The following is a 19,391-nucleotide window of genomic DNA, read 5'->3' on the forward strand; positions in this document are numbered from 1 at the left end:
TGACGATGCATTAAGAAAATTTTTATAGTTGGTGAATTAGACGAAAAAAGCAATATGCATTTTTTGCATATTGCTTTTTTCAGATTAACCAGTAGCATTTATATTTTTGATGTCATTGTATCTGTTGGTTTTCGTTTAAAATTAGATCAAGGAACGCGATTCCTTGATCATTCTCCATATTGTCAAATATTAAATTCTAAAAAGTTTATTCTCAAATGAGGGTAGGCTGACCAGCTTATAAAGTTAAGTAGCAAAAATGTTACTGAATTGTTTGAAATAAAGTAACATAATTGTTACTTTTGAGTTCATGAAAATTAAAGAGTTACTGAAGTTACTTCATGAGGATGGCTGGTTAGAAAAAAAACAGAAAGGAAGCCATTTACAACTCATACACCCGAAGAAGTCGGGTAAAGTAACCGTCCCCATTCATAATGGAGACGTACCGCCAGGAACCTTAAATTCCATTCTGAAACAAGCGGGGCTTAAATAGCCCTTTCCTGCTTCGGAATTTATATATAATAATTACGATTGGAGTAATTAAAATCTAATTCATACTACTTAAACGAAAACAGAATTGTACATGGAAATCGTAAAAATCCCCCTTACAATTGAAAGAGGAGATAGTAAAGAACTATGGGGAAGAATGGAATACAACGAAAACCTGATCGTTGAACAGGCAGAAAGTATTTCCGAACTCGAACAAAAAATGAAAAACCTCTTGTGGGAATTTGAAGAAGTGGAACCAAATACAGTACAATTTGAGTATCAATTTGATATCTCAGCACTGTTTCAAAAATTCGACTTTCTAAAAATTTCAAATGTAGCCGAACATGCCGGAATGAATCCTGGCTTACTGAGACAATATGTTTCAGGTGCAAAAAATCCCTCTGTAGACCAAGCCAAAAAAATTGAAAATGCTCTACACGAATTGGCCTCAGAACTACAAAAAGCAATTATAATTGCTTAATAATAAAAGCCCTCAATTAGAGGGCTTTATTTTATTAATCACCTAAACTGGATTTAAAATCTTAAAAAATCAAGTCCTTTTGATAATAACTTGGATTGGAAATCCCACAAAATTGATTCAGGATTACGTATTCGATAGCTGCCTGACCAGTTGGTTGGTTGCCGCCATCATTTTCTCAACTCCATATGTAAAATAGGGTAAGGTTTTCCGGTGGGATCCAACTCGGATCGGTTGATCACTTCAAATCCGCAGTGCTTGTAAAATCCTACCGCCTGCTCATTCTGTTCATTTACATCCACTTTTGTCACCTTCAATTGCTCTATCGAATAATCCAACAGGGCTTTGCCTATTCTTTTTCCTCGATAGGCTGGGTGAATAAACAACATTTCTAGATTTTGATCTGCAATTCCCAGAAAACCAATAATTTCCTTCTCATTATTCCTGATGCATCTCAATTCAACCGCATCCAAATAACTCGTTAAGATTAAAGGTTTAAAAAATTCAATATCCTCTTCTTTTAGAAAGTGGTGGGTAGCCCGAACGGAAGCTTCCCAGAGGTCCACCACATTTTGGTATTCTGATTTCTCTATTTTATCTATCTTATAGTTCATTATGTATGTCCGCTTTCTTAGCAGTAGCAAAAGGAAAAAGGTTTTTAAGTATATTTCAACATGCTGTGGACACTGGACTGCCGTCGGTGGACGATTATCCGCAACTTTCTAAACTGATTTTTTAACTACGGGCTCCATTGCCGATAATCATATAGTTCATTTTTCAAATCGCTGAAAAGTGTTTGTCTATGGGTTTTCGGGCAATAAATTTGATTTCCTGCCAGTTGAGACCGGAGTTTTTTAAAAGTGTTTTTCTTTCGTTTAGCCTGTTCACTTGTATCAGCTGTATGCTTTTTTTGTTGAGCTCTTCAGTCCCAGATCTCCGGGCGATTAATATTCATTGCTCTTAGGTATGAAAGAAATTGACCTGCGAGAACAGACTCATGATACCCAATCCTTAATAAATATTTACCAAGCATTTTCTTCTCTCCATTTCCGGGATGAATGATCTCTATTTCGCTTAATTCTGCATCCGAAAATTGTTTCACACTTTCTAAAAAAGTGTTTCTATAGGGTTCGGCAAACTCTATTTCGTCCGCAAGGCTGGTGAATGGTCGATTTTTCCAGGGAGATAGATAATCGGCCATACTCTCCTTGTTGATTATTTTATTCCATCCATAATCGGCTTCCAAAACGTGTCTGACCATTTCAATGGCGGACTTTGCTTTATCGTCAGGTCTCCAATGATAATAGCTCTCCGGAAGTCCTTTCCATAGTTTGATGCTTCGTCTCCTGATTTCGGTAAAATTTAAAATAATGAGTTCAGATTGTGTCATTCTATGTTTGCCAGCATTTCGATTTAAATTATAGACGGGGGCATTTGGCTCGGCGTCCGAAAAGCTATTTGCTTGTTTTACTGTTCAAAGTATAATTCAGCTACTTTCTGTAAGTCAGTTGAATCATTTATTTGATAAAAATATTTCTGTTGCCATTTTTGAGTTCGTTCAGCTTGTTTACTGTGCACGGTATCCCAACTCGGATAAACCCTAAATGCCTGTTTCCCTTCTTTCTTTTTTGTGGATAGTATTCCTTTTTCCAACAGTACAGATCTCGGGAATACAAATTGTCCAAATTCATTTTCAGTCCGGACGATTACAATGTAAAAATCAATTCGGTCATTTTCATCAAAAGGTTCAATCGGACCATTTCCAATCCGTTTCCAGAAGGTGACAAATTGCCCTGCTTTTTTTGGTGTTATTTTGGCATTTCTACTCAGAATAGTCCGTCCATTAAGTTTAAACCGACAAGCATTGTATTCTTTGCCTTCAGGTTCCGTTTCAAAGTCCGAAATCTGAAGTGAGCAGTTATTGTAAATTTCCGATTTAATTTGATTCAGGTTTTTGTCCATCAGCTCAATTTCTCTCGGTTTTCATTTTTCTGTTAGGGTTTGCTCATTAAAAACGCTCAAATATAAGCGTAGTGAGGTAGTAGAACCACTTTACTTTTTGTCCGCAACAAACATTGATCGTTTCGAAAATATTGAATTTTTGGGATTCAGCTGCCATTACACTTAAACCATGTTCTTTGCTTGCCTTAATCTTAGTTTACTATATACTTTCGATTATTCTCAATATTCATTTCAATAAAATGAAGGAAAGGGTCAAGCAAAATACTGGTAGCACCTTCCTTCTTGTAAAAAGTTGTGCGGTTTTCTCCTGTCCTTGCTTTGACCTTTTCAAGATGAAGCAGGTTTCCATCAGCATCGTATTGACCGAATGTGAGAAATACTTCGCTTGCATCTTGTTCATTTTCTGGGCTACTATCCATTCTTTGCATGGAGTAACTTATCTCAAGCTGGTTATTCGGTAGCTCTTTAATATCACTTATTTTATTGTCGTAAAAGGTGACCGTTTCCATCATGTCATAAATGATATAATGGAACTGATGGGGAAGGGAACTCTTTAAATAGGCTATTAAGTCTAATGAAGTTGGATATTGATCTGTTCTAAATCTATACTCCAATAAAAAATCATATAAAACCTTATTTAGTTTTTCTTCTCCCACATAATATTGCAGCGTATTAAATGCAATGGCTCCTTTTCCATAGGCGATGTATTCCTGATCAGTTCTGACCAGAGTTAATGGACTTTCCTTACCTCCATCCTTAGTCCTTCCTTTTAAATAGCGTTGGCGTTGCAAACTCAGAAAATGCAGCGCTTTCTCATGTCCAAATTCTTTTTCATATATCCTCAAACTGATATATTCGGTAATACTTTCTGTTAGCATTTTCGCACCGAGAGCAGCTGCTGGCACGATCTGATTACCCCACCATTGGTGGGTGAGCTCATGTGCCTGAACATAAAAGGATAAATTAATTTTATTTATCGCATCCTCATTTCTCAGAACAAACCGCACTTCAGAGGTGGGAATGGCATTGCTCATCACCGAGGCATAGGTTCCTTCGGTGAGCGGAAATTCGACCGTCCGTATTTCGGCATAGTGATAAGGCCCGAAAAACTGAGTATTATAATCAAGTGAAGCCTTCAGTCCGTCTGCCATATCCTTCAGGTTGTAGGTATGGTCTTTATCATGATAAATTTCCAAACTAACACCCTTGTGGTTTGACTTGCTTACTGAAAAGAGCCCCGAGTTAAAGGCAAAAGCGAATTTGACTTTTTGTTCTGTTTTATAATGAAAATAGTTGCGGCTATTCTCTGTCCAATGATTGAGCAGCGTTCCAGGAGCGATGGCCCTTTGTGACCCGTTGGTGCTGATAACCGTTTCTATAGCTACCAAATCAGCGTCAGGAGAATAAAAATTTGAATACTTGGAAAGACTATCTTTTGGCTGTCTGTATTCCTTATCAAAGAAGTATCCTAAACGCAGAAGGATATCGGTGCGAAGAAATGTACCATTCTGAAGGACAGTAGAATTTCGGTAGAAAAGTGTGTTGGGCTTGTTTTTGATCTCAAAGTGCAGCTGGATTGAATCTCCGGATTCCATGGGATTTTCCAAGGCATGCACTTCAAATTGCATGTTCTCATCTTTTTGTACAATTGTAGATGGGACGCTTAGTGAGAGTTGGGTGATTTCGTCATAGCCGGACTTAATTACTAAGGTGTCTATCCTCTCAGGCGTCTTATTGATGAGGAGATAATGCCCTGATGCCAAGAACGAATTACTTTCCGGGAAAATCTCAATATTCAATTTGGCAGATACTATTTTGGGTTGAACTGCGGACTTGTATTTCCCGAAATTGAACCTGAATTCCCGTAGTATTTCATCACTATTTGCAACAGCACTGAAATCGTTGTTTTCCTCTTTGTAAATGATGTATCCAAGGCAAAAAAAGACAACAATGAACAAGAGCATGAAGAAAGAAATACCCCTATTCAATTGATGAAAAGCCTTTTGAAAGCGTTCCTTGAGCGAATACACATATCCACGCTCCCAGAAAAGATAAGTAACTATAATCAGTAGAGCTGAAAAAGCCAACCAATAGAAGTTGAGGATAAAATTGCCTAATAAAGTATGGCCAAATCCATTTAAATCACTGTAAGTGATTTGCGGGGCAGAATTGAATCTGAATAGGTAAGTTTCTATTCCGAGTTGAGGTATCTGGTCTTTTGCAATCCAAATCAGGAGAAGAAGGAAAATACCCAGGTACAAATTGGGAATTGTGTTATGTACAAATAAAGAAAGTGCAGCCCAAATTATTAGCGTAGGAAAGCTGATGAAAAACAATTGAAAAAGGTATAAATCCAATTCAAAATGATGGTATCCATTGTAAAGCTGTAGTCCAATTCCACATAGCATCATCGTACATAACAAAAGGATTTGTACATATAGCAAGGCCAGTATTTTCGAACCCAGAAGCACCCAGCTGCTGGTGGCAGTCGTATCAATAAGTTGGTTGCTTTTTGTCATCCGAGAGCGATGTACCAACATCCCTGCATAGATAAAAGTCAAGAGCATGATAAGGGTAGAAAAGAAAAACATGGGCACGGAAAGCACAATCCGGGTCAGGGGCAAGAATGTCATATCCGCAAGATTGGTGACCCTGCTCATGGCAAAAATCATTGCAAATAACCCGACTAGTGCGAGCAGGTAGAAAAGCCGGTTTTTTGCGATAAACCTAAAATCGGTACCCGAAAGTTGTAGCATCGCCTTTAGTTGTATTGGGAAGGAGAAATCAGTCGATACTTTGGTATGAGGCTGTATTGGTTGAAGTGGCCTTGCTGAATTATTTTTGACTGTTTTTTTCTTACCCACATTCGGAAACAGGCTAAAAGACTCCTGCTCCAATTGGAATTTTTTGTAGAAAAGTCCAAAAAGTGAAAAGCTCAGAATCAGCCAGAACAGTCTGTTCCAAAGCACTAGTCCGAGTACGGGGATTTGCAGTGTGTTTTGTTCAGAAATCGTCCAAAACCGAGTTTCATATGCCACTGCATTTTGTCCGAATGGATCGAGAAGAGCAAAAAGAACTGGTGTACCTTCAAAAAGGCTGTCTATCGCAACCTGAAAGAAAAACAACAAGATCAGGGTGATAAAACCTGCATAAATATTTCGGAGTGAAGCCACAACAACAAATACCAGCAAGCCATAAGCAAGCATATTGGGCCAAACGACAATGAAATAAGCATTTGCGTATCCCCAATAGGTAGTTGGCCCGATCATCGGGTTCTCTTTACCTAGGATCGATTCTCCCAGATGGAAAGCAATGCCTATAGAAAGAGTTATTAAAAAAACAAGGGTCAGTGAACTGAGAAACTTTCCAAGCAGGTAATCTGATTTTTTGATGGGATAGCTGTAAAGAATGGGATGTACATTACTTCTATAGTCCTTGTAAATCACCATCCCAATAATCGCCGGTAGTAGAAATAGGAAAAACTTGTTGAAGTATTGAAAAATGAAGTTGATTTCATGAGCAGAATTGAGCAGGCGCAGTTGCTTATCTGTTTCAGGTATTCCATCAAAGAAGCCTCCGGTTCCAAGAATGGATAATAGCGCAATCCCAAAGAAAACCAGGAAATAGAAGTAGGTAGCAGGCTGCTTTAACAGGCTTTTCAATTCGTAGGCATAGATAGACTTAAGCATATTCTTCAGCTTTCTGTCCCAGAGAATTGAAATACACATCTTCCAGCGTCACTTTCTCTGTTTTTACAAAAGTCTGATCTGGTCTGTCTTCGGAATAAATCCTGACAGATAGTGAATGATCTTCATTGAAAGAGGATGATAAATAGTGGAAGCGGGTTTTGTAAAATTCAAGTTCAGCGGAGGAAATAGTTTTGGTCCAGACTTTTGATTCCAATTCTTTTATGGCTTCCGAGGGAGTAGCATGTTTGTGAATTTTACCTTGTCTCATGATTGCCATATCCGTGCAAAGCTCTTTCACATCTTCTACCAGGTGTGTGGAAAACAAAACAATGTTTTCAGTCCCAATTGCACGTAAAACATTAAGAAATCGGTTTCTTTCTTCAGGGTCTAACCCTGCTGTCGGTTCATCCACAATAATTAATCGAGGGTCATTGAGTAGCAGCTGTGCAATACCAAAACGTTGACGCATACCACCTGAATAGGAACTAACATGTTTATTTCGGACCTCCAGTAGATTGGTGAGGTGCAGCACTTCTTCTACTTTTGCTTTACGCTCCTTCCGAGAGGATAACCCTTTCAAGATTGCGAAATAATCCAACAGATTTTCCGCTGTTTCTTTTGGATACACTCCAAATTCCTGGGGCAAATAGCCCAGGATTTTCCGTAGGCTTATGGGATCATTTCCGATATCAATACCATTGAAACTCAGGTTCCCTTTGTCGGGTCTTTGTAGCGTAGCGATTGTTCTCATCAGGGATGATTTGCCAGCACCATTTGGCCCTAAGAGACCAAACATTCCCGGGCGAATGTCAAGGGTAATTTCATCCAGGGCTTTGACGCCATTGGGATAGGTTTTAGTCAGACTTTGAATAGACAACATCATGATTTATAGACTTTGGCAGTAGTTAGTGTCCAAGTTCCAAAGCAATTATTTGAGAGTTTTGAACAGCTCCAAATTCCCAATTTTAGTCGAGACATGGGTGTATTTCTCTGCTGTATCTATCCCAATAGAAGCAGCGGGACGTATTTGTAAAGGAGAAGCCCGTCCCAAAAAATCCATGGGACAGAAATGAATAGAATACTAGTTGATAAATTGGGAGGGAGACATGCCGGTTTCCTTTTTGAACGCCCTATAAAAGCTACTTTTGGACTTGAATCCACACTGAAAAGCAAGTCCAACAATGGAAAGGTTACTCAGCTTTCCTTCTAAAACGCCCTGTTTGAAGGTGGCTATGCGAAATGAATTGATGTAATCATAAAAATTGGTTCGCAAATTTTGATTGAGAAGCGTGGAAAGTTTTTTATCAGATGTATCGATCTGTTGTGCCAATTCGGCAAGGGAAAGTTCCTGGTTCAGGTAAAGTTGATTCTCTCGTAAAGATATTTCCAGCTTCTGCTTTAAATCAGATGCCTCAGCTTCATTTAAAGGCTGAATGACGGGGCCCTTATTATTGAGGAGTTCAGACAGTTGTTTCCCCAAATGCTCTATGTGATATTGCTTGACAAACCAATCTTTAGTAAAGCGATAGGCAGTTGAGAGTGTAAACGCTAGCCAAAACACACTGGGTTGTCCAAGAACCAAACTATCCCTGCTGCGGAATTCTTCCCAGAACGAAATATCAGGGTCATTCCAATCAAGGAGACCTGAGCGAATTACTTCCGGAAAAATAAAGATTAGAATGAACGAAAAAATATAGGTTTTCCATTTGCTCTTATTCAAAAATTTAGGAATAGCCCATAAGGAATGCGCATAAAAAATGAAGGGAAATATTAGTACAGAGAGTGGGGAGGGCGTATTTGTTCGGATTGTTTTATCAAACCAATCAGAATTCCAATCAACATTCACCGCGCTAAAAAAGAATACCCAAAAAAGCACATGTACGATTACTTCTATTCTTTTTCGAGTGGTACTGTTCATTTTTTTTGGTTTGAAGAGAAAGTTTAATATAACTAGAGTGGCATCCTGAAAGATGCTAAGATTTGTTATACAGTGTTGTGTGTTGCTATCCCTTTTCTGAGTTTTTTTCAATAAACTTTATAACGATTTGTCGGTAAATACTTTGTTCATCAAAAGATAGGTTTCTCCACAGTCCACCATGTGATAATTCATAAGAATATACAACTTGCATATTTCTGAATTCTGTCATCCTAATTTTCTCTTCAAAGAGTTTTGAGTAGTTATACATATTGTTGTCACTAATCAGCAATAGAGGTCTTGACAAGTTTTGAAGATATGAAACGGGCGATGCTTGTTTGAAGCTTTCAGTTCCTTTGCCAAAAACGGCTTCCACATGTAGCTCAGCAAGTTCGGGTCTACCGCTATTTAGCATTACATTGTAATAATCGACTATATCGTAAGTCCCTGAAATTGGAATTATTCCTTTGAATATTTTATTAGAAAGCCCAACTTGATTTAAATATGTGCTATCCAAACTTATTAATGCGGCTAAATGTCCGCCCGATGAATATCCACCGATAAAAAAATTATCTCTATCATATCCATATTCATTAGCTTTTTCATACAACCATTTTACGGAAGCTGCCACATCTTGTATATGTTTTGGATGCTGAATCCCTTTATTCAAAGTTGAATCTCGCCATATAGCTGGACTTAATCTATGTCCGATACATGCAACTGCTATACCTTGTGCAGCAAATTTTTTTGCCAAATCCATTTCTTGGTTCTTATCACCATAGGACCACGCTCCTCCGCCAATCCATATTAAAAGTGGAATTTTGTCGTCTTTCAGTGGTAGCATCAAGTTTAATGTTCGAAGTGTATCTTTAGAAAATAAACTCTTTGGCATATAAGAAATCTCTTTATATTCAACTACCTCATAACTTTCACCTGTCTGACAAAAGGATATATTTGAACAAAGACAAACAAATACAATTAAGGTTATTAGTGCTTTTTTCATATCAGAATTTATTTTAGTTGCACTCACCACTTGTATATACCCAAGTTCGACCAGTCTATTGCGTTTATATCGCATTTGTCCGCAGGGGTATTAGGTGTTTTGAAAACCAAATTAAGAAATCCGGCGATCCCATCTAGTAGGCTTTGGATTCTTTCATTGAAAATAGGCTCCATTAACAAGTAAATGGATAGCATTTTTGCTAGCCGGATTATCAGGACTATAACATAGCAAATGAAAAACGAATACTTTTTTAGCTTTCTGACGTACCTCCGGTTGGCAGGCTTCAGGCTTATGACTTACCTTCCAGCACCCTTTGGAAACCAAGCTTCCGACTGCGACTGTTCACTGAAACTGCCAACTTCCAACTTCCTACATCATTTCAGCTTTCAGACCTACCTCCGGTAGGCAAGCTTTAGCTTTTAGCTTTCTGACTTCCTTTTCAAGGTCAGCACCGTAATCTCCGGCCATGTCCCGACCCTACCCGGAAATGCTAAAAATCCAAAGCCTCTGTTGACATGAAGATAGCGTCCCAGTTCCTCATAAAGTCCAGCCCATTTTGGGTAGCGAAGGGAAGCCGGACTCCACTTGATAAAGCCCGGAATCTCTATCCCAAACTGCATTCCATGGGTATGACCACTTAAGGTCAAATGGATGAATTGGGAGAAATTTTTCACCTGTTCGTCAAAATGGGAATAGGAGTGATTGCTCAAGAAAGTCTTAGCCTATTTCAAAATAATCCTTTGCAGGACGTAGAATCCACTTCCAAACAGGTATTACTTCTATTCCATCTAGTCCATCTTCCTGATTCCAGGTTAGCAAAACTCCTTTGGGAGTTTGCGTTTCGGATAATGCGGCTTTTAACCCATGGATTTCCCTTTGGAGATTGTCGCTATTTAGATCCCAACATACCTGTATTGCTCCGACGATTGCTTCATTCCACTTGATCACAAAGTCACACTCAGAATCTTTATTTTGGAAATATTGGATTTCTTTGAAAGATCTGCGAAGATGGAGGTAGACATAATTCTCAAGCTTCCTGCCTAAATCTTTACTGAAGGCAAGAGAATTTGCAGATGCCAAAGCAGGATCCACGCAGAAAGCCTTTTTTGGATTGGCGAGCTGCTTTCTGATCGATGGCGAGTACATGGGGATCAAGTCAAATAAATAACTTTCTTCGAGGTAGTCACAATAGTCGATTACCGTACGTACGGACTTGATTTCGAGTAAATTTCCCAATCGGGAATAGCTAAATGGCTTTCCCACATTGGAGCAAAGGAATACCCCCAATCGAATAAGGGCGGTTTCGTTGCTGATGTTTCTGCGTACTGCCACATCACGAGTAAGAATGTCACGGAAAAGAGTCCTGAGGTAATCTTGGTCTTGGTTTTGCAAAAACTCAGGAAATCCACCGGTTAGGAAATAGTTTTCAAAACTTTCCTCACCCGGGGATTCATTTTTGAAAAGCAAGAACTCTTGATAACTAAACGGGAAGAGTTCGATCTGCTTGTAGCGTCCTGTCAGCCGAGTACCGAGTTCTCGGCTGAGCATGCTGGCGTTTGAGCCTGTGATATACAGTTTTTGGTCCTTCTCATGAAGAGATCGGGCAAAGATCTCCCAACCTTCCACGCTTTGTACTTCATCCAAGACTATGGAGTTCTTACCAAATTGGTCTCTCAATTGCTCCAACTTGGGAAAATCAGACGACTCAAAATCCACCAACCTTGGGTCCTCAAAGTTCAGATAGAGCCCCGCTTCGGAACTTGGTAGGCTTTTGCGCAGCAAGATGCTTTTTCCGCAACGTCTCACACCACTTACCACGAGGATTTGGTTGGACTGTGGCGGGATAGCCTCCTCTCTTACAATGAGTTTTTTTTGGAGGAAATTCTGATTTTGCTCCTCGATTATTTGGGCTAGTAGGCCTATTTGTATCATTTAAAACGCTGTAAATCAATACAAATATAATACCTTGTATTTATGATACAAGATATCATGTATTCTAAATACAAGGTTTTTAATTAATTTTAAATTCTGGAGAATAAAATAGGGACATAATGAATATTAGGTATGCGCCTTCAAATTAGAAGGTGTATCGCAATTGCGTGCTCCCAAAAGCTATCCTGTTAACTTTCCAGCTCTTCGAGATTTGAAATCTTAAAAATCACGCATTTTTTCCAAATATCCCGGATTAAAAATCCTAGGATCTAGGTTCAGGATTTCATCCGCGATGGCTATCGGGACCTGAACAGCGGATTCGGGATTTTAGCTTTGTCACTTTTTGGCGGCCAAAAAGTAACCAAAAAGCCCTGAGCCTCGATATTTTCTTTCCGCTGATACCGTTTTTCATTCATTTTAAACAGAAAACCAGCGGAATTTTGTACTGCCTTTCTTCCCTAAAAATGACTGGATCTCGCTTGTACCGCGCGAGCTAAGTCATTTTCTTAACGGTGTTCTAAGCAGTACAAAACCGAAAATTTCGAAAGGCTCACACCTCCGGATGACAACCACCGACTGCGACTGTTCACTGCGACTGCCAACTTCCAACTTCCTACATCTTTTCAGCTTTCTCTCCTTCCTCCGGTAGGCAGACTTTAGCCTTCAGACCTACCTCCGGTAGGCAAGCTTTAGCTTTTAGCTTTCTGACTTCCTTTTCAACGTCAGCACCGTAATCTCCGGCCATATCCCAACTCTACCCGGAAATGCTAAAAATCCAAATCCTCTGTTGACATGAAGGTAGCGTCCCAGTTCCTCATACATTCCAGCCCATTTAGGATAGCGAAGGGAAGCCGGACTCCACTTGATAAGGCCCGGAATCTCTATCCCAAACTGCATCCCATGGGTATGACCACTTAGCGTCAGATGGATGAACTGGGAGAAGTTTTTCACTTGTTCGCAAAAATGGGAAGGATCATGACTCATGAGTATATTAAAGCTGCGGTAGTGTGGGACTTGGTTTAAGCTTAAAATTCAAGTGAGTACCTAATTGACAAATTGTACCACATTTAATAATCTCTTGAAGACCAGTTTTGTATTAGCTAATGAATTACAATATTCGTAATTTTGTTCTATAAAATAGAATTTCTCAAGGAAATGAGGATTGTTACTTTTAAGCGGATTCAGGAGTTTTCAGAGAAACATGCCGATGCAGATACTCCGCTTCGCTTTTGGTACACTGTGACTAGCAAAAAAGAATGGGGATCTCTAAATGACATCAAAAAGGATTTCAACTCGGTAGATTACGTTGGGAACCATCGATTTGTCTTCAATATTAAAGGAAACTCCTATCGGTTGATTGCTATTATTTCCTTCAATGCAAAGAAAGTTTATATCCGGTTCATCGGAACTCATGCCGAATACGATAAAATCAAGGACATCCAAAACATTTGAGATATGATTAAATCAGAAAAAGAATACAAAGCCATCCAGGGAAGGATCGAGGAACTTCTTGCTGATGCTGATAATATTGAAAATCCAGAAGCGAAAGGTTTTGTGGAGTTGAATCTACTTTCGGATATGGTTGCCGATTATGAAGAATCTCATTTTACAGTTTTGCCACCTTCTCTACCTGAAGCGATCAAATTGAGAATGAATGAACGTGGTTTAACTCAAAAAGCTTTATCAGAATTTTTGGGAGTGAGTACTTCGCGTATCAGCGAGTATTTAAATGGGAAGAGTGAGCCAACTTTAAAAATTGCAAGAGAAATAAGTCGTAAGCTTGATATTGAAGCATCTATTGTGCTTGGAGTTTAAGATTCTGACCATTTATTAAATGGTTCTTTTGCATTTCAAGTCCCAATGAATACTTTAAAATGTCAAAAACAGACTTCCCTGTTTTTCAATTTTTTTCACTTTAGCTTTCTGACTTCCTTTTCAAGGTCAGCACTGTAATTTCCGGCCACATCCCAACTTTCCCCGGAAATGCTAAAAATCCAAATCCTCTGTTGACATGAAGATAGCGTCCCCGTTCCTTATACATTCCTGCCCATTTGGGATAGCGAAGGGAAGCCGGGCTCCACTTGATAAAGCCAGGGATCTCAATCCCAAACAGCATTCCATGGGTAAAACCACTTAGCGTAAGATGGATGAACTGGGAGAAGTTTTTCACCTGCTCGTCAAAATGGGAAGGATCATGACTAATCAGAATTTTAAAACTCTGATCGCTGAGATTTGAAGCAGCTTTCTTCAGGTCTCCATATTGCCCAAAACCCTTTCCCCCAATTTTCTACGCCAAATATGTCGGTTTTTGAAGATGATTTTTGAACCCTAATGCTTATCTTTGTGTATCATATTGTGTACACAAATAGTAAAAACCATGGTTGTAGTAAGTACAAGAGAATTTCGCCAAAATCTCAAAAAATACCTGGATTTGATTGATAAAAATGAGCGGGTTATCATTCAGAGAGGCAAGGATAAAATTTATGAATTATCAAACAATGTGAAAAATGATCGCTTTTTTGATGATCCTGCAATTCAAGAGCGAATATCAAAAAGCATTCAGTCCTACAATGAAGGTAAAACGGTAAAGTTAACTGACGATCAATTAAAGGAACTTCTTGGAATATGAATTTTGAGATTGTTTTCACCTCAGAAGCATTAGAAGATATTGAGAAACTAAAGAAAACTGGCAACAAAATTCTAGTAAAGAAGCTGTTCGCATTATTCCAAGAACTTAAAGTACACCCCGAAACAGGCACAGGTAAACCCGAGAAACTTAAATACTACCAGCAGAACACCTGGTCGAGAAGGATCGACAAAAAGCACAGGCTTGTTTACTTAATAGACGGTGCAAAGATTGTAGTGACGGTTTTAGGTGCTTATGGCCATTATGACGATAAATAAAGCGCATTTTCTACTGTTTGTTTTTTTCTAACTTTCCACTTTAGCTTTCTGACTTACAAACTACCTCCTCTTCAACTTAATTACCGTAATCTCAGGCCATATCCCAACTCTACCCGGAAAGGCCAAAAATCCAAATCCTCTGTTGACATGCAGGTAGCGTCCGAGTTCCTCATACATTCCAGCCCATTTCGGGTAGCGAAGGGAAGCCGGACTCCATTTGATAAAGCCAGGGATCTCTATCCCAAACTGCATCCCATGGGTATGACCACTTAGCGTAAGATGGATGAACTGGGAGAAGTTTTTCACCTGCTCGTCAAAATGGGAAGGATCATGACTCATCAGAATTTTAAAACTCTGATCGCTGAGATTTGAAGCAGCTTTCTTCAGGTCTCCATATTGCCCAAATCCCTTTCCCCAATTTTCCACTCCGATCAAATCGATATGGGCTCCATTTTTTTTAAGCTTCACGTTTTCGTTTTTTAAAAGCTGAAAACCTAATTCCCCCTGAATTTCATAGAGTCGCTGCATATTTGCCTCTTTGGCTTCCTTGCTAGGCCAAGACATATAGTCTCCATAATCATGGTTTCCTAAAATGGAATATTTGCCCATGGGAGCTTTCAGCTTCTTAAAAGTGTCTATCCAAGGCTCCATTTCCCCAGAATGATTGTTTACCAAGTCCCCTGTGAAAAGGATCACATCTGAATTTTGTTTGTTGATCAGTTCCACGCCATACTCCAGCTTTTTCTTGTTGTCAAAGCTACCTGAATGGATGTCCGAGATCTGGGTGATGGTAAATCCGTCAAACTCCTGCGGTAAGTCATCAAATTCCAGGGTATGGTTCACAACCCGATAGCGGTATTTACCCACCAAAACACCATGCAAAATCCCTAAAAAGGGGATAGAAGATACAATTAGGGCAGTTTGGCTGATGAATTTTCTTCGGTCTGGCAAGAAGTCACCTTCCCGGCTTCCTGATACTGATTGATAGATTCCGGTAAAAAATCTCAGAAAATCCTCCCCAAACATAAATCCCAATAGGATCAGTTTTGGGATCAGAGAGAGCACTATCAGGGAGATTAATCTACCAAAATTCAGGCTGAGATTGCTTCTGTTGAAAGTCAGAAATCCATATACCACAAAGAGGTAAATGAAAATGGAAAATGCCCAATAAACGAGTTTTATCCAGCTTTGGGCAGGAAGCCCGGTTTTGAAAGCTTGAAAGGAATACCAATCGATCAGGAAGAAAAAGAGGAGGAAAAGAAGAATTCGTACCAAAACAGAAAATGTGAGTAGGTTCAATCTATAGTTTCTTTATCTCCTAAATAGGAATAAGAAACCATGAGACAACTTGTACGTGGTAAATTACTCCTTAGGTTGAGTAAGTTGCAAGTTTTTATGTTTTCAAAAATGTGTTTATTCCAGAAAGAGTGAATGTGTGCTTGACGAATTTTACTTTTTGATAATTTCTTCTTTTTCCTGATTAGGCAATTTTCTTTCCCTTTTTCGTTTCTTTGTAGCGGATTTATTCCGCATCAAGCCTATTACACTATGAGACAGTTACTCCTCAGACCCGGAGCAGAAGAATTATCCTATGAAATCCGTGGGATCGTCAAAAAAGCCCGACAAATTGAAGCTCTAGGTTATTCTATGACCTGGGAAAATATCGGTGATCCGATCCAAAAGAGCAATCATGTGCCTGATTGGATGAAAGAGATTATTGCCGATTTATTGAAAGAGGACAAAACTTATGGCTATGCGGATTCCAAAGGGGTGTTGGAAACACGGAAATTTCTTGCTGATCTTAATAATGAAAGGGGAGGAACCCAAATCAGTGCGGAGGATATTCTCTTTTTTAATGGACTCGGTGATGCAATTGCAAAACTATATCAGTTTTTGATTCCTACTGCCAGAATTATCGGCCCATCACCAGCCTATAGTACGCATAGCTCCGCCGAGGCGGCCCATGCCAATGCTGCTCCGATTACCTATAAGTTGGACCCGGACAATCAATGGCTTCCGGATATGGAGGACTTGTATTTGAAAGTGCGCTATAACCCTTCTATCGTTGGTATTTTGATTATTAATCCGGACAACCCTACCGGCATGGTTTATCCAAAAGAAGTGTTGGAAGCTTTTGTCAAGATCGCTGAGGAGTTTAATCTCCTGTTGATCACGGATGAGATTTATCAAAACATCACTTATAATGGCATTACTGCTGTGCCGCTTTCTGAGGTAATCGGAGATAGGCCTGCGATTTCTTTGAAAGGGATTTCCAAGGAATTCCCTTGGCCAGGTGCGCGATGCGGCTGGATGGAGTTCTACAATCGAGAGTCCTCAAAAGAATTTTCCAAGCTTTGTCAAACATTGGAAAATGCGAAAATGATCGAGGTTTGTTCGACTATTTTACCTCAGTTGGCTATTCCGAAAATCATGAAACATCCTGCCTATTTCAAATACAGAGAAGAGGCAAATGCGCAAATCGGCAAGCGAAGCGATTGGATGCGGGAGATTTTGGGAGATATTCCAGGGATTAAATTCAACCCAACCCAGGGAGCATTTTACAATACGATCGTGTTTGATGAAGGAGTGCTTAAAGAAGGGCAGTCCTTACCGATTGAAGATGAAAAACTTCAAAGCCTTCTAGATTCTTGGTTGGAAGAAAATAACATGCCTTTGGATAAGCGATTTGTTTACAATTTGCTGGCAGCAGAACAAATATGCGTGGTGCCGATATCTTCCTTCTGTTCAGATCTCCGTGGTTTCCGCGTGACACTTTTGGAAGAAAACGAAGAAGTCTTTAAAAATACCTTCAGAAGATTGGGTAAGGCGATTGGGGAGTATTTGAAGTCGGAAGTCGTTGTTTAGAAGGTAGTCGCAGTGAGTAGTCTCAGTAGGCAGTCTCAGTGAGCAGTCTCAGTATTCAGTCGCGGTAGGCAGCTCAGTATTCAGTCGCAGATAACAATCTCAATTTCAGTCTCAGTGGGCAGTGGTCAAGTATTACTGCGTAGTTTCAATAAGCTATTTTCCTGAAACACCGAATTTTGAAGGATTCAACATCATATAATTTATGAGTTTCCCTACTTCCTCTGATTTTTGGATTAGATCTAAATGCGTTTCATCAATTATGTAATTGCATGCATGTGCAAAATCTAACCAAACGTTGGTTTCACTGTTTTCCATGTCTGCATCGCTTAGTTTAGATTTAAAATGAGCTGGGAATATTCGTTTTCTATATGATTCAGCTATACATGCACATACAGATCTGCTTGACCTTCTTACTTGATCAGTTAATGAATATTTTTCTTCTTTGGGAAAACTTTTTGAAATATTAAAAATGAGCATGGCTAATTCAAATCCTTTTTTGAATGCTAATAGTTGTTTGTAGTCCATAAGTCTTTTAGTAAAAATTGAAAAATCTTTTCTTTTATTAATTCTCTTTGTAGTTCTAAAAACCCTATATCTCCTAACTGCCTACTGATTACTGCGACTGCCTACTGAACACTTCGGCTATCTACTGAACACTGCGACTGCCAACTGAACACTAATTACCGTGTTCTCTCACCTTTATCCTTTTATTAGGTACTATTACCTCTTCTTCAAGAGGCATATTAGCGATGTTAGGTAATTCTGGTTGCCCGGCGTTGATCCAGGCGGTGTACCAGAAGTCGGCGATCATTTTGATGGCATGTTTCATTTGTCTTTCGACCTGCTGGTCAAGGGCGGCGGCATAGGCTTCTGTGAATTCTTTTGAATAAACCCGGACAGTTTGCTTGTTTCGTTCTTCGAAGCTGAATTTTTGATCTGGAGCAAAATCTTCGGTCAACTTCTTTTCAAAAAATAAAACTGAATCCACCTGGCTATGTGCCCGTTTTACGGCTTTCCAAATCTCCTTTTGAGGTTGGTCTACATAACTTGCTTTGCCTACCCAAAGCGAAAAATCAGAAGCCAATAACTCGGGAATCCTGCTTTCCCAAAAACCATGAATGCCGATTTGATCTGTGAGTTGACCGTTATAATTTTCAGTTGTATGGAGCGGGACATTCAGATCTCCCAGGTAATGCCCCAAATCTGCGGATAGTCTGAGTATGGCCAACGCATTTTTTTCTTCGAAAGCTTTGGTGAGATTTTGAAAAGTAAGGTAGGCGGACCAAGGGCCAATTCCTTTGGCTCGCAGGGAGTCTTCTGAGAATTTTTCTACCGCAACAAACCAATATTCAGGAAGAATTTCCAGCGCATTCTCTCCATATTGATCCAAATCTATGTAGTGTTTTTCGGCTTCACCTTCCACAGCGTAGCGCCGCTTGTCAGGGTTTACTGCGTTTTCAGTAATGTATTGAATATGAGGTTTGTAAAACTGGATTAATTCCGGTGGTAAAGAATAAACCGCCATTCGATTGATCAATGAATGCGCATAAAAACCCCAAAAGAAGGAGGTTTGAATCAAAAAAAACTGACAAAAAATTAAAATAAATGATCCAGTCATATCTAAAAATGTTAAAATATTAAACTGTGAAATCTTAGAAAATAACCTATCTTTGTGCCAGAATAGGCGAAATAGTACAATTTTCAGGTTTTGATGAATTGGACAATTTGCTGTAATTCAAGAAATAAATTGGCAGTGTAAATAATTTCTAATAACTTTGCACTCCAATTCGGAATAGGGGAACGTAAAGAATTTATTTATTATAACTAGATATGGCAAATCACAAATCAGCACTTAAGAGAATTCGTGCAAACGAAGCGAAGCGTTTGAGAAACAGATACCAAGCCAAAACAACCAGAACTTTCATCAAAAGATTGAAAGCTACTACTGATAAAGTTGAAGCTACTGAGCTTTACAAAAAAGTAGTTTCTATGTTGGATAAATTGGCGAAGAAAAATGTGATTCACAAAAACAACGCTAATAACAAGAAATCAAGATTGGCCAAGTTAGTTAACGCTCTTGGTTAATACTTAAAGATTCTATCTTTAAAAAAACCCTGCTTGTCAGGGTTTTTTTATTGCCTATAAGTTAGTATTTTT

General features: G+C 39.1%; 20 protein-coding genes and 2 pseudogenes. 8 read left to right on the forward strand and 14 right to left on the reverse strand.

What is annotated here, in order from left to right:
• Nucleotides 1-307 precede the first annotated feature (307 nt).
• Entirely contained in the window at nt 308-490 is a 183-nt protein-coding gene (locus tag FHS59_RS00895; RefSeq protein ID WP_184492535.1) for a type II toxin-antitoxin system HicA family toxin, read from the forward strand.
• 90 nt (nt 491-580) lie between these two features.
• Nucleotides 581-967, forward strand: coding sequence for a helix-turn-helix domain-containing protein (locus tag FHS59_RS00900; RefSeq protein ID WP_184492536.1), 387 nt, complete (start codon nt 581-583; stop codon nt 965-967).
• A gap of 167 nt (nt 968-1,134) precedes the next feature.
• On the opposite strand, the gene FHS59_RS00905 is transcribed toward FHS59_RS00900, so the two are convergent.
• The 10 genes and pseudogenes from FHS59_RS00905 to FHS59_RS00950 all read right to left on the reverse strand — a co-directional run.
• Entirely contained in the window at nt 1,135-1,578 is a 444-nt protein-coding gene (locus FHS59_RS00905) for a GNAT family N-acetyltransferase (RefSeq protein ID WP_184492537.1), read from the reverse strand.
• 308 nt (nt 1,579-1,886) lie between these two features.
• Nucleotides 1,887-2,354, reverse strand: a complete 468-nt coding sequence (locus FHS59_RS00910) for a DinB family protein (protein WP_184492538.1) — start codon at nt 2,352-2,354, stop codon at nt 1,887-1,889.
• A 77-nt stretch (nt 2,355-2,431) separates the two neighbouring features.
• On the reverse strand, nt 2,432-2,926 hold the full coding sequence (locus FHS59_RS00915; RefSeq protein WP_184492539.1) for a MepB family protein: 495 nt from the start codon (nt 2,924-2,926) through the stop codon (nt 2,432-2,434).
• Between the two features lie 191 nt (nt 2,927-3,117).
• Nucleotides 3,118-6,615 carry a M1 family aminopeptidase gene (locus FHS59_RS00920; RefSeq protein WP_184492540.1) on the reverse strand — a complete coding sequence of 1,166 codons (3,498 nt, stop codon included), beginning with the start codon at nt 6,613-6,615 and terminating at the stop codon, nt 3,118-3,120.
• A complete protein-coding gene (locus FHS59_RS00925) occupies nt 6,608-7,498 on the reverse strand; it encodes an ABC transporter ATP-binding protein (protein WP_184492541.1) in 891 nt (296 codons plus the stop codon). The genes FHS59_RS00920 and FHS59_RS00925 overlap by 8 nt, the downstream gene beginning before the upstream one ends.
• Nucleotides 7,499-7,696: 198 nt before the next feature.
• Nucleotides 7,697-8,335 carry a helix-turn-helix domain-containing protein gene (locus FHS59_RS00930; protein ID WP_184492542.1) on the reverse strand — a complete coding sequence of 213 codons (639 nt, stop codon included), beginning with the start codon at nt 8,333-8,335 and terminating at the stop codon, nt 7,697-7,699.
• A gap of 283 nt (nt 8,336-8,618) precedes the next feature.
• The gene (locus FHS59_RS00935) at nt 8,619-9,533 is read right to left on the reverse strand and encodes an alpha/beta hydrolase (protein WP_184492543.1); all 915 of its coding nucleotides are present in this window, start codon (nt 9,531-9,533) and stop codon (nt 8,619-8,621) included.
• A 419-nt stretch (nt 9,534-9,952) separates the two neighbouring features.
• Nucleotides 9,953-10,243, reverse strand: a pseudogene (locus FHS59_RS00940) (metallophosphoesterase); the annotation flags it as partial.
• Between the two features lie 7 nt (nt 10,244-10,250).
• On the reverse strand, nt 10,251-11,465 hold the full coding sequence (locus FHS59_RS00945; protein WP_184492544.1) for an ATP-binding protein: 1,215 nt from the start codon (nt 11,463-11,465) through the stop codon (nt 10,251-10,253).
• Between the two features lie 696 nt (nt 11,466-12,161).
• A pseudogene (locus FHS59_RS00950) lies at nt 12,162-12,461 on the reverse strand (metallophosphoesterase); the annotation flags it as partial.
• 159 nt (nt 12,462-12,620) lie between these two features.
• Between FHS59_RS00950 and FHS59_RS00955 the strand changes: the two are divergent.
• Together FHS59_RS00955 and FHS59_RS00960 are read left to right on the forward strand one after the other, a co-directional pair.
• Nucleotides 12,621-12,917 carry a type II toxin-antitoxin system HigB family toxin gene (locus FHS59_RS00955; protein WP_184492545.1) on the forward strand — a complete coding sequence of 99 codons (297 nt, stop codon included), beginning with the start codon at nt 12,621-12,623 and terminating at the stop codon, nt 12,915-12,917.
• A 3-nt stretch (nt 12,918-12,920) separates the two neighbouring features.
• Entirely contained in the window at nt 12,921-13,280 is a 360-nt protein-coding gene (locus FHS59_RS00960) for a helix-turn-helix domain-containing protein (protein WP_184492546.1), read from the forward strand.
• A gap of 100 nt (nt 13,281-13,380) precedes the next feature.
• On the opposite strand, the gene FHS59_RS23115 is transcribed toward FHS59_RS00960, so the two are convergent.
• The gene (locus FHS59_RS23115) at nt 13,381-13,635 is read right to left on the reverse strand and encodes a metallophosphoesterase family protein (protein ID WP_221444422.1); all 255 of its coding nucleotides are present in this window, start codon (nt 13,633-13,635) and stop codon (nt 13,381-13,383) included.
• A gap of 207 nt (nt 13,636-13,842) precedes the next feature.
• Here FHS59_RS23115 and FHS59_RS00970 point away from each other — a divergent pair, with 207 nt between their 5' ends.
• Nucleotides 13,843-14,094: a type II toxin-antitoxin system Phd/YefM family antitoxin gene (locus tag FHS59_RS00970; RefSeq protein ID WP_184492547.1), complete on the forward strand. Its 252-nt coding sequence runs from the start codon at nt 13,843-13,845 to the stop codon at nt 14,092-14,094.
• Complete coding sequence (locus FHS59_RS00975; RefSeq protein WP_184492548.1) at nt 14,091-14,369, forward strand: Txe/YoeB family addiction module toxin; 279 nt, start codon at nt 14,091-14,093, stop codon at nt 14,367-14,369. Before FHS59_RS00970 ends, FHS59_RS00975 begins: the two co-directional genes overlap by 4 nt.
• 60 nt (nt 14,370-14,429) lie before the next feature.
• Here FHS59_RS00975 and FHS59_RS00980 read toward each other — a convergent pair whose 3' ends face one another.
• Entirely contained in the window at nt 14,430-15,668 is a 1,239-nt protein-coding gene (locus tag FHS59_RS00980) for a metallophosphoesterase (RefSeq protein WP_221444423.1), read from the reverse strand.
• Between the two features lie 249 nt (nt 15,669-15,917).
• Between FHS59_RS00980 and FHS59_RS00985 the strand changes: the two genes are divergently transcribed.
• Nucleotides 15,918-17,234, forward strand: coding sequence for a pyridoxal phosphate-dependent aminotransferase (locus tag FHS59_RS00985; protein WP_184492549.1), 1,317 nt, complete (start codon nt 15,918-15,920; stop codon nt 17,232-17,234).
• A gap of 153 nt (nt 17,235-17,387) precedes the next feature.
• Here the strand turns inward: FHS59_RS00985 and FHS59_RS00990 are convergent, their stop codons facing one another.
• Both FHS59_RS00990 and FHS59_RS00995 read right to left on the reverse strand, forming a co-directional pair.
• The gene (locus FHS59_RS00990) at nt 17,388-17,759 is read right to left on the reverse strand and encodes a four helix bundle protein (RefSeq protein ID WP_184492550.1); all 372 of its coding nucleotides are present in this window, start codon (nt 17,757-17,759) and stop codon (nt 17,388-17,390) included.
• Between the two features lie 151 nt (nt 17,760-17,910).
• A complete protein-coding gene (locus FHS59_RS00995; RefSeq protein ID WP_184492551.1) occupies nt 17,911-18,759 on the reverse strand; it encodes a zinc dependent phospholipase C family protein in 849 nt (282 codons plus the stop codon).
• Between the two features lie 305 nt (nt 18,760-19,064).
• Here FHS59_RS00995 and rpsT point away from each other — a divergent pair, with 305 nt between their 5' ends.
• Nucleotides 19,065-19,319 (forward strand): 30S ribosomal protein S20, encoded by a 255-nt coding sequence (gene rpsT, locus FHS59_RS01000; protein ID WP_074222937.1) that lies wholly within the window; start codon nt 19,065-19,067, stop codon nt 19,317-19,319.
• The last annotated feature ends 72 nt before the right edge of the window (nt 19,320-19,391 follow it).

Source organism: Algoriphagus iocasae, assembly GCF_014206875.1.
GTDB classification, from domain to species: Bacteria; Bacteroidota; Bacteroidia; order Cytophagales; family Cyclobacteriaceae; genus Algoriphagus; species Algoriphagus iocasae.

Excerpts from the sequence above, each read along its gene's own strand:
- FHS59_RS00905 (WP_184492537.1), bottom strand. The coding sequence starts at position 1,578 with ATGAACTATAAGATAGATAAAATAGAGAAATCAGAATACCAAAATGTG.
- FHS59_RS00955 (WP_184492545.1), top strand. The coding sequence starts at position 12,621 with ATGAGGATTGTTACTTTTAAGCGGATTCAGGAGTTTTCAGAGAAACAT.
- FHS59_RS00915 (WP_184492539.1), bottom strand. The coding sequence starts at position 2,926 with ATGGACAAAAACCTGAATCAAATTAAATCGGAAATTTACAATAACTGC.
- FHS59_RS00995 (WP_184492551.1), bottom strand. The coding sequence starts at position 18,759 with ATGGCGGTTTATTCTTTACCACCGGAATTAATCCAGTTTTACAAACCT.
- FHS59_RS00985 (WP_184492549.1), top strand. The coding sequence starts at position 15,918 with ATGAGACAGTTACTCCTCAGACCCGGAGCAGAAGAATTATCCTATGAA.
- FHS59_RS00900 (WP_184492536.1), top strand. The coding sequence starts at position 581 with ATGGAAATCGTAAAAATCCCCCTTACAATTGAAAGAGGAGATAGTAAA.
- FHS59_RS00945 (WP_184492544.1), bottom strand. The coding sequence starts at position 11,465 with ATGATACAAATAGGCCTACTAGCCCAAATAATCGAGGAGCAAAATCAG.
- FHS59_RS00920 (WP_184492540.1), bottom strand. The coding sequence starts at position 6,615 with ATGCTTAAGTCTATCTATGCCTACGAATTGAAAAGCCTGTTAAAGCAG.
- FHS59_RS00925 (WP_184492541.1), bottom strand. The coding sequence starts at position 7,498 with ATGATGTTGTCTATTCAAAGTCTGACTAAAACCTATCCCAATGGCGTC.
- FHS59_RS00895 (WP_184492535.1), top strand. The coding sequence starts at position 308 with ATGAAAATTAAAGAGTTACTGAAGTTACTTCATGAGGATGGCTGGTTA.
- FHS59_RS00970 (WP_184492547.1), top strand. The coding sequence starts at position 13,843 with ATGGTTGTAGTAAGTACAAGAGAATTTCGCCAAAATCTCAAAAAATAC.
- FHS59_RS00935 (WP_184492543.1), bottom strand. The coding sequence starts at position 9,533 with ATGAAAAAAGCACTAATAACCTTAATTGTATTTGTTTGTCTTTGTTCA.
- FHS59_RS00990 (WP_184492550.1), bottom strand. The coding sequence starts at position 17,759 with ATGGACTACAAACAACTATTAGCATTCAAAAAAGGATTTGAATTAGCC.
- FHS59_RS00975 (WP_184492548.1), top strand. The coding sequence starts at position 14,091 with ATGAATTTTGAGATTGTTTTCACCTCAGAAGCATTAGAAGATATTGAG.
- FHS59_RS00910 (WP_184492538.1), bottom strand. The coding sequence starts at position 2,354 with ATGACACAATCTGAACTCATTATTTTAAATTTTACCGAAATCAGGAGA.
- rpsT (WP_074222937.1), top strand. The coding sequence starts at position 19,065 with ATGGCAAATCACAAATCAGCACTTAAGAGAATTCGTGCAAACGAAGCG.
- FHS59_RS00960 (WP_184492546.1), top strand. The coding sequence starts at position 12,921 with ATGATTAAATCAGAAAAAGAATACAAAGCCATCCAGGGAAGGATCGAG.